General features: G+C 54.8%; 8 protein-coding genes and 1 pseudogene. 4 read left to right on the top strand and 5 right to left on the bottom strand.

What is annotated here, in order from left to right; translation table 11 throughout:
* Window positions 1-237: 237 nt before the first annotated feature.
* The 3 genes from OHL22_RS12630 to OHL22_RS12620 form a co-directional block, all read right to left on the bottom strand.
* Window positions 238-2,481 carry a GumC family protein gene (locus tag OHL22_RS12630; RefSeq protein ID WP_263337730.1) on the bottom strand — a complete coding sequence of 748 codons (2,244 nt, stop codon included), beginning with the start codon at window positions 2,479-2,481 and terminating at the stop codon, window positions 238-240.
* Window positions 2,482-2,575: 94 nt separating this feature from the next.
* The gene (locus OHL22_RS12625; protein ID WP_263337727.1) at window positions 2,576-3,631 is read right to left on the bottom strand and encodes a polysaccharide biosynthesis/export family protein; all 1,056 of its coding nucleotides are present in this window, start codon (window positions 3,629-3,631) and stop codon (window positions 2,576-2,578) included.
* Between the two features lie 117 nt (window positions 3,632-3,748).
* Window positions 3,749-4,936: a glycosyltransferase family 2 protein gene (locus tag OHL22_RS12620; protein WP_263337723.1), complete on the bottom strand. Its 1,188-nt coding sequence runs from the start codon at window positions 4,934-4,936 to the stop codon at window positions 3,749-3,751.
* A gap of 606 nt (window positions 4,937-5,542) precedes the next feature.
* On the opposite strand from OHL22_RS12620, the gene OHL22_RS12615 reads away from it, so the two are divergent.
* Window positions 5,543-6,094 carry a serine O-acetyltransferase gene (locus tag OHL22_RS12615; protein ID WP_263337721.1) on the top strand — a complete coding sequence of 184 codons (552 nt, stop codon included), beginning with the start codon at window positions 5,543-5,545 and terminating at the stop codon, window positions 6,092-6,094.
* Here the strand turns inward: OHL22_RS12615 and OHL22_RS12610 are convergent.
* On the bottom strand, window positions 5,979-7,451 hold the full coding sequence (locus OHL22_RS12610) for an O-antigen ligase family protein (protein ID WP_263337719.1): 1,473 nt from the start codon (window positions 7,449-7,451) through the stop codon (window positions 5,979-5,981). The genes OHL22_RS12615 and OHL22_RS12610 overlap by 116 nt on opposite strands.
* Before the next feature lie 132 nt (window positions 7,452-7,583).
* Here OHL22_RS12610 and OHL22_RS12605 point away from each other — a divergent pair, with 132 nt between their 5' ends.
* Window positions 7,584-8,339 carry a 4'-phosphopantetheinyl transferase family protein gene (locus OHL22_RS12605; RefSeq protein ID WP_263337714.1) on the top strand — a complete coding sequence of 252 codons (756 nt, stop codon included), beginning with the start codon at window positions 7,584-7,586 and terminating at the stop codon, window positions 8,337-8,339.
* Between the two features lie 84 nt (window positions 8,340-8,423).
* On the opposite strand, the gene OHL22_RS12600 is transcribed toward OHL22_RS12605, so the two are convergent.
* The gene (locus OHL22_RS12600; protein ID WP_263337711.1) at window positions 8,424-9,191 is read right to left on the bottom strand and encodes a thioesterase II family protein; all 768 of its coding nucleotides are present in this window, start codon (window positions 9,189-9,191) and stop codon (window positions 8,424-8,426) included.
* Between the two features lie 568 nt (window positions 9,192-9,759).
* Between OHL22_RS12600 and OHL22_RS12595 the strand changes: the two genes are divergently transcribed.
* Both OHL22_RS12595 and OHL22_RS12590 read left to right on the top strand, forming a co-directional pair.
* Complete coding sequence (locus tag OHL22_RS12595; RefSeq protein WP_263337708.1) at window positions 9,760-11,151, top strand: oligosaccharide flippase family protein; 1,392 nt, start codon at window positions 9,760-9,762, stop codon at window positions 11,149-11,151.
* 76 nt (window positions 11,152-11,227) lie between these two features.
* Window positions 11,228-12,796: pseudogene (locus OHL22_RS12590) on the top strand (amino acid adenylation domain-containing protein); the annotation flags it as partial.

The following is a 12,796-nucleotide window of genomic DNA, read 5'->3' as shown; positions in this document are numbered from 1 at the left end:
TTTGTGCTTTGAAGCGTAAGGTTGTTTTTGCAACACGACTGACTTATGGCTGACATACATCGATTCAGCCGAGAATCACCTTGATTCTTGTTTCGACTTGATCTCCGCGAGTTCGCCTGGAAGGGAGAGTGTATACAAGATAACCCAGGTTTCGCGGATGTTTGCCGGTATCCGAGCACGCAGCACTATATGGACATCGGGAGAATATGGAGACAGGTTTGCGACGGCGACTTTGCATCAGCTGATATTTCGAGCGTAGACGACGTCTTCCTCATTTTTCTGATTGCCGTCGTGGTTGTCGTTGCCGTTCAAACCGAGCGTCGCCAGATCTGTCCGCGTAGAGTTCTTTGCTGGTTTCCACCATTGCTGGAGGTTGATCCTGTCGGAGCGCAATTCGAATTCGCGAAGATCTTCCTTCAGAGCCTCCTCAGCTCGTGCAGGATGAACCTTATTGACTATCGCTGCCGCGCCTGCAATTCCGAGCCGCTCAAGAAGCCTGGCCGCACGCGTGAGCCATGCTTTTCTGGTTTTACCGGCTTCGACTACGAGAACAGTCACGTCGGCCATGCGCGCCAGATATTCTGTTTCTGCCGAGATCAATGCTGGGGCGGCGTCGATAAGAACGATGTCATATTCGGCCGCAATGCGCTGAAAACCTTCAAACCCGAGGCTATGCACCGGCGCCAATTTTGACGGAAGCACCCGGTTTGTTGTGGTGAGTTTTGAGGCCTCCGCATTGGTAGTTGCAAGACTGGTCGAAGAAGCAGCGCCAAGGGCGACAGGCTTTTTCTCCAGTCCAGAGCCCAGCGCGGCGAACGAAATTGGATCAGAGTTGCCGGATGGGTCGATGGCGAGAGCTTTGCGGCCCATCTTGGCAAGAATGGTTCCAAGATGCTCGACGATCGAGGTTGTCCCGGCCCCGGAATTGACCGCTGTGATCACGAATGTCTTAGCGCCTGTGTTTCGGGAGGCATGTTCAACGCCTGCTGCGAGACGCAGCGCGCACTCATCAAAGACGACCTGGTTCACTTCACGGTCGTCGAAGAGCATGCCAATTGGCGCGAAACCAAGAACAGCTTCCACATCGGTGGCGTTGTAGACGCGTGGATCCAACAGCTCAAGAAGTATTGCGGTGGCAAGGCCAGCCAGGATGGCAAAGGGGAAGATGACCACGATCATCGCACGGATCTTGCTGCGTTCGGGCGTGAGCGGGGTCATGGCCGGCGAAAAGAGATGCACGGCCCCCGGGGAGGTGCTCTCAAGTTCAATGTTGCTCATGCGCTCATCGACAGCAGCGTAGCGTGTTCCGAGCTGTGTTAGCTCCGCTTGGATTTCCTGGGCACGCTGCAGTTTAGGAGCGGTGTCGACCGCCTGACGGGTGCCGCGTTGCAGGTCCGCATTGAGACGAGATTCGATCATCTGCGCCTGATTGAGCTTGGTGCGGAGCTTCTGTTCGAGCTGTGCCGCGGCTTTTTGCCGCAGGTTATTCTGCATGTCCTGAAGCGCTTTATTGATCTGGGCAAGTTGTGCTTCGGTCTGCTTACGCTCCGGATGATTTTCCGTCATGCCATTGAGCTTGCCGACGAGGTCAGCTTGATGCTTGCTCAGGTCGGTGCGCAACGTCTGCAACTCTGGATCGTTGGCGATGATCTCATCAGCGGCCGCGCTGAGAGCAGAGTTCGGTGCGGAAGGGTCTCCATCCGTGAGTGCCTGTAAAGCAGCTTCGGCTTCGATGCGCTGTTGGTGGGCTGCGATGAGTTCAGACTGAACCGTGGAGTTTTCCGTGTCGATTGCGCCAGCATCCTTGCCTGTAACGGAAGCGACGCCGAGCGCACGGCTAATTTGATTCTGTTCCTGCAGGAGGGAATCTGTTTCGTTCTGAATGCGTGCCTGTTCAGCCTTTAATGCACTCAGCCGTTCATCGCGGCCATAGAACTCGTCGGATTTTGCTTTCTCAACATAAGCAGAAGTGAGCGTATTGACAATGTCCGCGAGATGCTCCGGACGAGCACCGGAGATGGAGATTGCTACCTGGTAGGTCTGCCCTATTCGTTCTACATTGAGCGACTGTTGAAGGCGAGTGACGGCGGAGCGTTCTGATTCATCGGGGAATTGAGCGACGCCGGGAGGTAGGCGATGAAGAGTTTCGGCCAGAACTGAATATTGTGTGACATCGCGCATTACTTCCTGAATGTAGGAGTCGTATGGACGGTCGAGTTCGCGATCATCCACCAGGGTCTTGGGATTGGTGGGGGAAACATAGATTACGCTGGTAGCGACGTAGAACGGCTTATGGGATGCGATGACCGCCAGGCCCAGCCCGAGAATCAGCAGCGTGACAAGCAACGTTGCAACAGGATGAAACCGCACGCTCTTAAATACATTGATCCGGAACGGATTGGCTTTAGCAGCCGGACGCAATGGATATTGCGCCGAAGTGGGGGTTCGCGGCTCCGGGTTGTTCGTGGCTGTGGTGTGCATAACTTAAGTCCTTATGAAAACTGAACTCGTCTGTTGAATGGATCGTAAGGCGTATTGCGATGTGCTCACACTGTTCTTGAATTTCAGTTCATTCTCAGTAGCTCGCGGCCAGGACACCGACAGTGGCCATAGTTGCAATTGGGCTTAGTTTCTCAAAAATGTATGTCAATTTATACATGGTGGACTTTTGGATGTAGATCAAATCGCCTGAGTGCAGCGTAATTTCCTGTCCCCCGTTCAATGTCATGAGCTTCTTGTATTCGAAGGTATATTGCTTTCCTGTTGAACGCTGTAAAACGTGGATCTTGGGATTGAAGCCGGCAGTTTCCGTGCAGCATCCAGCTTCGGCAAGGACAGAGATCAGAGTGGAGTCCGGAGTAAGCGGAACATTGCTTACCTTGCCGACTTCACCGAGCACGGAAACAAACTTCTGATTGGGCTGGGGCACATAGACGATGTCGTTCCGGCGTAAGCGCAAATCGGCCAGAGTACTTCCCGACATCAGGAGTTTTCGCAACTCAACCTGAACGGCAGTGTCGTTACCGCGGTAAATGGTGCATGTTTCCGGTACGCCGGGTCCAACATTGCTGGCGCCGCCGGTTGGAGAAGTGGTTGTAGGAGATATGAGGCCGGCTTTGCCGATCGCATCCAGGAGCGTTGGGGTGTCGTCGAAGAAAATTTCGCCAGGGTGCTGGACATATCCGATGACACGGACTTTATTTGCGCTGTACTTATCGATGCTGACGGTGACGGAGGCGTCGGAGTAGTACTTGGAAAGCGCGTCGACGATGGCCTTAGCGGCTTGTTCGCGGGTGAGATCAGTGATCCGCACGGCGCCGGCGTATTTAACGGTGATCAGACCATCCGGACCAATGGCCATCTTGTCGTTGAGTTCCGGGTGTCCGGGGAAATCAAGAGAGATCTGATCGCCCGCGCCCAGCGTATATTCCGTATTCGCGGCAGGCTCAAAGTCTTTGAGCACCTTTTCATCGCGGACTGTCAGCGCGGGATTTGACGGCTGCGTGGTATCTACCGGAATGCTTGTAACTTCAGGCGATGCGGGGTGCGGGGTCGAATCCTGTTGTGCTCGCAAGGTAAATCCCGCAGAGAGAACCACCAAGGCGACACTTGAAAATCGAAACAACTTCATTTCTGTCCTCCGGGCTAAAAGCCCACCCAGTGCATCTCCGCACCAGCTCCGAGCAATAGACGCTGACGGAGCCTCCCCGTTTCCGAGTATCGGAGAAGCCACGCTCATCCTCAATCCCTACAACGTGTTATTCCGCTCCGTGCGTATCCACGCGGCTTTTGCGCTCGCTCCGCGAGCTATTCCGGGTATCATCCAGAGTTTGCGAAGGATATAAAGGGGAGCCAGCGCAAGTAACTTCAGTGTGCCAAGGAAATCGTCTCCAGCCCACGCGGCTGTTAATACATGCACCAACACGGTACCAAGGGAAAAAGTTGCATACCATCGCAGCCATGTTAGCGGAAGGCAAATGGCAACGAGTAAAGCGAACACTCCGTAGGCTAATGGCAAACCTGTCAGGTCGCAAAGAGGTTCAAGGAGACGGATCTGTCCGGAAAGAATCTTACCCACAAGTGGCATGGCCCATACGCGAGCAGTGCGGAATCTGCCGCCCTCCCAACGAGAACGCTGGACTTGCTCACCGGAACGTGATTCGGGGAATTCCGCCGAGACCAGTACCTGATCCAGATAGTGAACGCGTTCACCGGCCATGACAAGGTGAAGATGATATTCGAGATCCTCGACAACTGAGAATGCTTCGTAAGGATTCGCTTCGAGGACTTCACGAGCCATTGCAAAGCCATTGCCCAGAATGCCGGCGGAGAGTCCCAGGTTCTGCCGACCCCGCGGCCGCACGACGTTGAATCCTCGAAAAGCGAGAGCGGCCAAGCGAGTGCCAGCAGCCCCAGAGGCGCTGACCATCTCATAACGGCATTGGACTACACGCGATCCCTGAACGAAAGCTTTTACAACGGCGGGGACAGTGTCCGGGGAAACGGCGGAGTCGGCGTCTACGACCATGACTGCCGAGGCTCCCGCGGCAAGCGCCTTTTCAAAGCCGTAACGAAGAGCGAATCCTTTGCCCTTCTTGCCGGGATCATTCAATTCCAGCACGTCGGCACCGGCAGCAGCGGCGCGGGCTGCGGTGGAATCGCTGCAATTGTGGGCGATTACCAGAATGCGGGTTGCCGATGTTGCCGATGTTTTGAGGCTTGTTACGCAGTGGCTGACCAGGAGCTGCTCATTGTGCGCGGGCACAATGACGGTCAAAGGGAAGTTGGATTCCTGGAAGTTGTCTGCGACGGATGGGGCATTTTTGCGGCCACGCAGCAGATTCGCGCTGGTGACAATGAACAACTCCAGGACGAGAGGCAGCGTGATTGCGACGAGCGCAATTCCAGCCAGTGTTAGGAGGAGGTGTAATGTCACTGACGGGAACTCCCTTCCGAGGTTGAGCGAGAACGCTCGATTTTGCGATGGCTGAAAGGCTGCTAATAAGGGCCAGACGCCGTCCGTCTCCAGCCGGGAATCGCTCGTGGAATGTATTCAACCGTAGAGCGATTCATTGCAGTGAGGTTTCGCTGACGAGTGATGGATGACCACCAATTGTCATGTTGCCCTTTGAATTCTGCCCGGGCATGTCTCTCATCGTAGCTATCGGGCAGTCGTTCCGCAATTGCTGAGTTTGTGTGATGACGCACGCTGAAGGTGGTATATCGTCCAGAAGTTTGTGTGTGCTGAAAGCAACGCGTATCGATTATGTAGCAATATGTGGCTAAGAAAGACCAGAAATGCTTCTGGAATGGCCTTTAGGTAACTTTATGGAGTGACCTGCGTATCGCGGCTAGGTGTGACTTATGTGGATGGGATATTACAGGCGCAGGGGTGGCGGTTGCTGTTCGGGAAGAAAATTTGTTCATAGTGTAAGGTGGAACGCCGATTGGTAAGCGGTTGAAGATCGAGGACGCGAGGATGAGGCACTCCAGTACAATCCAAGCGAGGGTAGGCAAAATGCCCGCGGCGAGGAGCTAAAGGATGTTCGACAACCTTCGCGAGGACTGGTGCGTTTACGAGCGCGATTGGACTCGCCAGGGTATGTGGGTGATGGTTGTGTACCGGTTTGGGAACTGGCGGTACGGCATACGGTCTCGCGTGGTTCGCGCTCCCTTCTCCTTTGCATACAAACTACTTAAAGTGATTTCGGAGATCCTTACGGGGATCGAGCTTCCTTGCGAGGTGAAGCTTGGCCGACGGTTCAGGATCGATCATTTTGGGGGCATTGTCATCAGCGGTGATGCGGTGTTTGGCGACGACTGCGTCATTCGGAACGGTGTCACCGTGGGGCTTCGCCATACCGGGCAGCGTGGGGCTCCGGTGATCGGCGACCGCGTCGATATTGGGGCCGGAGCGAAGATTCTCGGGTCCATCCGCATTGGAGACGATGTGGCGATCGGCGCGAATGCAGTGGTGATTACTGATGTACCGTCGAATTCAGTTGCGGTAGGCGTGCCGGCGAAGATTTTACCGCGCCGTGCGGCGAAGATGGCTCCTGCCGACGATGAGGATCCGGTACTGACTCGGGAGTGAGGGGAACGGTGGATGACTGGGGGGAGTGTCTCCAGGCTGCCATCCCTCCCATTGCAATCAGGTAAACCAAAATGAAATCGCCGTTAAGCAGAGCATCGAAGGCGCTCATCAGGATCGCGGCAGCGAGGGCCCGGAAGAGATAACGGGAAATCGCTTCGCCTTTGAGTTTCGGCGACCGTGCGAAGCGAGTTAGAGGAAGCAGAAACATACTTCCCAGCGCCATTACGCCGAAAAGCCCGTACATGCCGAAGACCAACAGCCAGAGGCTCCAGGGGCGGGCATCGCCTGTGCGCCACCAGTTCCACTCACCTGAACCGAGCCATGGATGCTGCATGGCGATTGCCAGATGACTTTCATCGCGTGCAAGGCGCCATACGAAGGAATGCCTTCCAATCTCTTGGAAAATGCCTGCGATGTGGCGGACGAAGGTGCTGGAGGCTGCGATGGCTCGCAGCGAAGGATGAGGTACAACGAGGAAAACGACAAAGGCTGCAATTCCAACGACGGCAGCGCCTAAAACTACCCGCATAAACAAGCGTTGCCGCAGCAAAACAAGCGGGAAAAGGCATATCAGCAGCACAATACTGCCAACCGATTGACAGAGCAGTGTCGAGATGGTGAGGACGATGGCTGCCCATGTCATGGGAATCCGCCATACTTTCAAGGCCAGAAGATAAAAAGCAAGCGAGATTGCCAGGAGAGAGGCAGTAGCCATCCAGATGCCAAGCTGGTTGCCGTCTTCGAGCAGACCGACAGGACGGTAGCCAAAATAGCGGTCAGCGCCAACCAGACGATATGGTTGATAGCCATAGAGAAAGTGATAGATCTGTGGGCCGGAGATCCATTCGAACAAGCAGACCGGGACGTAGCAAAGACCGGCAAACACACAGGATTTTGCGAAGAGGATGAGACTGGCGCGATCTGAAAAGTAGATGCGACCCAATATCCAGGGAACAGCCCACGCAAGCAGCTGATACACGGCGCTTGAAGAGCCGCGCGCCAAGAGGCTCCAATGGGCATGGGTTGCCAGTAACGGAGCGGAAGACCATAAGAGCACGGGCAGATCTGTCCTCGCCGGAAGCCATCGTCTCCAGTCTCTGCGATGGAATAAAAGCATGCCTGCCAGTGCAGATAGACCCACGGCTGTGGCCTTGGTGAGGAAGTACGTTGAAGGCAGGCAAATACCGAGGATCCAGTAGGGGAAGTCAGCGGTTGTGGGAACGTACGGAGCGCCGGGCAGGATTGCCCAGCCAAGGAAGAAGTTTGCCAGAATGGCAATCCGTACTGGAAACCGCCCGAAGAGAAGGGCTGCCAGGGGAATCCAGGCGATGAGGGCGGCAAATGGTGGCAGGTGCATGATGACTTGTATTCCGGACAGTCAGCATGTACCCCATCGGGGCAGGGGAAGGGAAAGAATAAGGCTGAGATACTCTGACTATGCGGACATCATAACAGCCGCAATGCGTGTCTTTGGTTGAGATCAAACTCCATGAGCGACGAACTTCCATGTCCTGGGCTGCCGCCCGCCAACACGATCGATGTGTGGCGCATCGATCTGGATGCGGGGAACGAATTGCCGTTCGAGACTCTTTTGACCCATGAGGAACAGCTGCGCGCGGGGCGGTTTTTGACGGAGCGGCTGGCTTCGCGATTTCAAGTGGGACGGGCCATGTTACGCCTGGGATTGGCGCATTATTTGCGCGTGCACCCTAAGGATGTGGTGTTGCAGAGTGGAGTGCATGGCAAGCCTCAGCTGGCAGGAATCGCACGACTGCATTTCAATGTGTCGCACACGGGCAGCCTAGCGTTGATCGCGTTCACCGCCCTCAGGGATGTGGGGATCGATGTTGAAGCGATTCGGGATAACGTGGAGGGGATGGAGATTGCCTCGGCTTATTTCACTCCCCTTGAGACAGCGGTGATTGCCAGCGCTTTACCGGAGGAGCAGTCGCTTCGATTTCTTCAGTTATGGGTAAGAAAGGAAGCGGTTCTCAAGGCTTCAGGACGGGGTATTTCTGATGGACTGGATTTGTTTGAAGTAATAGAGCCGGGCAGAACTGTACATCTGGGAGAAATCGCTGGTAAGTTCGGGCCTTCATCCTGGGTAGTACAGGATCTGGATGCTCCGGAAGGGTTTGTCGCGGCGATTGCGGCAGCACCTGGAGATTGGCGGACTTGCGATTGGGCCTTTACGAATGAGCGCAGTATCGAGCGGCTTTATGACAGTGTGATGCGCGAAGGGTAAAGGTGCATCGAAACGGGCTTTTGATGGAGAGCACCGGTTGGATTTGCTGGCCGATGTTGTTTCGGGGGCGTGTCTGGGCGGTAGTCATACGCCGATTAACGGTAGCTCTAAGAGCGTTTTGGACATTGCCTGCAGAAGAGAGTTGTGTGGATAGAAGTGCCCACCGGGAAGGATCTGAGTCTGAAAACGCGCGGAGGTGTGGAGTTTCCAGTCCATGATCTCGTTCCATGAGATGCTTGTGTCGTCGGCTCCAGCAAAGACGGTGATTGGGATGCTCAGCGGTTCTTGCTCCTGATAGCGGTAGGATTCAATGACGCCAATGTCAGCGCGCAAAATCGGGAGGTAGAACTCGAGAAGTTCGGGATTGCTAAGAACCTCATCTGGGATACCGCGATAACGCTCATTCAGTTCTGAGAGAAATTCTTCATCAGGTTTGTTGTGTAAAGGCGATGAGATGGGCGGGGTTTGCGGAGCGCACCTCCCCGATAAAAAGAGCCAGCCCGGCATAGGGCAGTGATTTCGCCGCAGTTCGCGAACCCATTCGAAGGCCAGAAGCGCTCCCATGCTGTGCCCGAAGACTACGAATGGAAGATCGAGCCAGGGCCGAAGATGGCGCGTAATAGAGGCCAGGAGCATGGAAAAGTCATCGATGGAAGGCTCGGAGACCCTGTTTTCCCGGCCTGGCAGTACGATCGGGCAGACCTGCACAAAGGGCGGCAGGCTGCGGTTCCAGGGATAGTAGACCGTGGAACCGCCGCCGGCATGCGGGAAGCAAAACATGCGCATTTGCGGGGTTTCAGGGGTGGGGCGAAGCTGGAGCCAGGGAGTGGAATTTTCTCTAGGGAGTTTCATTCATGTCTGCTTAGGATATATGTTTCATGCCGATGTTCTTCGGTTATCGCATTGGAAGTTACTTGTGTGTAAAAGCGGAGCGCCGAGTCGGGCCTCTTGTAGCACGGAAGCAGCTTTTTGATGACCTGTAAGCGGCAGTGTTAAGCACTGATAAATGCAGAGGGTTCTGTTATTGTTAGGGTAATCCAGTCAAGGCTGCGGTACAGACCGCAACGGTCGATCCCGTAAGCAGCAGATTTGAGGTTGATTTTTCACTACCAACCTCCTGAGATGGCTTTCGCGACAGGGAACCAAGAGCCTGCACTGTTGAGGTAACAGAGGAGATGAGGCTGAATCACATGGCCTCCGGGGGCGAAACTCCTCGGGTCTTCAACAGAAGATGAATCAATCTAAGCGGTGGATCGCAAGCATGCATTGGCTCTGTGGTCTCCTTATCTCCGCTACGCATGACACGATAGCAGCATTGCACTCACCATCACCCTGCGGTGCACCATAGTTTCAGTAGACGAAAGCAGAATTATCACATTTACAGCTTGAGGATGCGGTGTCAGTAGACGAAACCATTGGGATGTCTGCGCTTGCGGAGCCGGATGAGGCGCGGGCGATTGAAGCAAGCGCCGAGGCGGAGGAGCGCGCTCGTAAGGGGCTGGAGTCGACCGCAGTGCGTGCGACCTTCTGGACCGTTATGGATTATGGGATCTCGATGGCCCTGCGCGTGGTCAACAGTTTGGTGCTTACGCACCTGCTTGCTCCTGAGTTCTTCGGCCTGATGACGCTGGTTTCGACGCTGGTGGTTGGCATCAGCCTGATCTCCGACATCGGGCTTGGACCAAGCGTTATTCAGAATGCAAATGGCGACGATCCGGTGCTGTTGAACACCGCATGGACACTGCAGATTCTGCGTGGAGTGGGAATCTTCGCCGTGGTGCTGGTGCTTTCCTGGCCGATGTCGTTGTTCTATCACGAGCCACAGTTAATTGGCTTAATGCTTGCCCTCGGGCTAAATATTGTGCTGGGTGCATTTAACAGCACCAATATCCTTTCAATGTCGCGGCACATGGGGGTACGCCGCCAGTTTGCGCTGGATATCTCGACCCAGATTTTCAATCTTCTGGTGACGGCTGGTTGCGCAGTCGCTATGCGTTCTGTGTGGGCGCTGGTGATTGGGACGTTGGCCAGCACGTGTTACAAGCTGATTCTGAGTCATAACCATCGCGTGCTGCCGGGTATCCGCAACAAATTCTGCTGGGATCCGCCAAGCGTGCGTAGTCTGGTGCAATTCGGTAAATGGATTCTGCTGGCCACGGCCCTGTTCTTCTTTGCCTCCCAGGCAGACCGGCTGATCATGGGAAGACTGATTAGCTTTGCCCTGCTGGGCGTGTATGGGGTGGCATACCAGGTTTCGGATATTCCGCGCGCGGTCATCAATGCTTTTTCCAACCGGGTGGTTTTTCCTTTTATTTCCAAGATGACTCACCTGCCGATTGAAGAGTTTCGGCAGGTATTTCTTGGCTATCGTCTTCGTGCGCTTCTCGCTGGTTCAGTGCTGCTGGCGCTTATGGCGCACCTGGGTGGCTTTGTGGTGACGAAGGTATATGACCATCGCTACCACGAGGCATCGTGGATGGTGCCTGTTCTGGCGCTGGGGCTGTGGCACACATTGCTGTACTCCACGACATTTCCGGCGCTTTTGGCTTTGGGTAAGTCGCGCTATGGCGCGATTGGAAATGGAGCATACCTGGCAGCCGTCGCTACAGCAATTCCATTGGGCTTCCATTTCTACGGTATGTTCGGCGCGGTAGTTGCGGTTGCGGCCGGAGATTTTCCTTTGTATGTAGTGGGTGTATCGGGAGCGAACCGGGAAGGTGTTTCGACCTGGAGGCAGGATATTCAACTGACAGTGTTGTTTGCGGTGTTGCTGGGGATCGGACAGGCAATTCGCTACGCAATTCTCCACTGATGGGTGATTGTGGAGAGTTTGCTTTGTCATTCATGATTGACGGAAGAGTGCAAGATTGGATTCGGGGCAATCAAGCATGAGTTTATTTAGCGTAGAACGGGAAATCGCGCGGTTTGATAAGGCGAAGAACCTGGACGGTTCTTTGGAGTTGGGTTCTACGACGCTGAAGCCTTTGTGGCAGAGCTTTGACGAAGTTGCGCAGCGGCATACTGAGCGGATCGCTATAAGTATGGGTGCAGAGCGGTTGACTTATGGTGAGCTGAATCGAAGGTCGGCCGGGCTTACGAATAAACTGCGCGCCATGGGCGTTGGCCCTGAGGTAATGGTTGGGGTTTATCTCGAGCGGTCGATTGAGTCAATAGTGGCGCTGATTGCGATTCTCAAGGCTGGCGGTGCCTATCTGCCTCTTGATCCTGCGTATCCTATGGAGCGAGTCGAGATTATTCTTGAAGACGCGCGGCCGAGGGTCATTCTTTCGCAGGAAAAATTACTGCACCGGCTTTCCGCGCATGAAGAAGCAGAAGTGATCTGCCTCGATGCGGAGGATACATGGGGCGATGCGAGCGATACGGAAATCAGTGATCCGGGATCAACGCTCGAAAGTCTTGCGTATGTGATCTACACTTCGGGTTCGACGGGAAAGCCGAAAGGCGTTATGGTGACGCACGGCAACGTAGCGCGCTTATTGACCCAGACCGATGCGTGGTTTCATTTTTCCGAGCAGGATGTGTGGACTGTCTTCCACTCGCTGGCCTTTGATTTTTCAGTATGGGAGATATGGGGATGCCTACTTTATGGTGGGCGGCTGGTGGTTGTACCGTTCGAGGTTTCGCGCTCTCCTGAGGACTTCTACGAATTGCTTGAGCGCGAGCAGGTGACGGTGCTGAATCAGACACCATCGGCGTTTTATCAGCTCATCAATGTAGACAAGGTGCGACGATCGCCGAAGCTTGTGCTGCGTGTAGTCGTGTTTGGTGGCGAGGCGCTGAATTTTCGCTCGCTGCGTCCATGGTTTGAGATTCACGGGGACCGACGGCCACGGCTGGTCAACATGTATGGAATCACTGAGACAACTGTCCACGTGACGTACCGCGAAATAACTGCTGATGAGGCTGCAGAGGGAGTGCCGAGCCTGATTGGAGTGCCGATTCCTGATCTGCAGTTGCATCTGCTTGGTGAGAATGGTGCGCCAGTAGCTGCAGGGGAAGTTGGCGAGATTTGTGTGAGTGGTGCAGGCGTGGCGCGCGGTTATCTGAACCGGGCGGAGTTGAGCGCTCAGCGCTTTGTGCCGGATAGCTTCTCGGATATTCCGGGAGCGAAGTTGTATCGTTCAGGTGATCTGGCTCGATATCTGCCGAATGGAGAACTTGAGTATCTGGGGCGTGGCGATAATCAGGTAAAGATTCAGGGTTTCCGTATCGAGTTGGGAGATATCGAGGCAGCGCTCGTCGAGCATTCTGCCGTTCGCGAGGCGCGTGTTACGACGCACACGGATACGGACGGAACGAAGCGGTTAGTTGCGTATTTTGTAGCCGAGGGAGATGTGACAGTTCCTGCGCAGGAACTGAGCCGGTTCCTGAGTGAGAAATTGCCGCCTTGGATGATGCCCTCGGTCTATATTGCGATTACGGCCTTTCCGCTCACT

The sequence above is a fragment of the Acidicapsa dinghuensis genome (assembly GCF_025685685.1).
GTDB classification, from domain to species: domain Bacteria; phylum Acidobacteriota; class Terriglobia; order Terriglobales; family Acidobacteriaceae; genus Acidicapsa; species Acidicapsa dinghuensis.
The sequence above is the reverse complement of the archived record's forward strand: the minus strand, read 5'-3'. Positions and strand labels throughout refer to the sequence as shown.